General features: G+C 52.3%; 1 protein-coding gene. It reads right to left on the bottom strand.

Annotation, left to right across the window (positions count from 1 at the left end; genetic code table 11):
- The coding region (locus B3O33_RS12525; RefSeq protein ID WP_292363745.1) for a RecQ family zinc-binding domain-containing protein at positions 1-239 on the bottom strand (239 nt) is incomplete at both ends.

Raw genomic sequence — 239 nt, forward strand, 5'->3', positions numbered from 1 at the left:
CAGGTTTCCGGTGACGTTTCATCAAAATAGGCGAGCAGGGCATGCCGCCGGCAGCTGATGGATTCACATAGGCCCAACATTGCATCGAGCTTGTGATGTTCGACCCGTTTAATCAGATCTGGTGCATCAGAATTCTGCATAAACTGACGCAGGGTAATAACATCTTGCAGGCCATACGCCATCCAGGCATTAGCCGGTAAACCATCACGACCGGCGCGGCCGGTTTCCTGATAATAGGC

This window comes from Methylophaga sp. UBA1464, assembly GCF_002325665.1.
Taxonomy (GTDB): Bacteria; Pseudomonadota; Gammaproteobacteria; order Nitrosococcales; family Methylophagaceae; genus Methylophaga.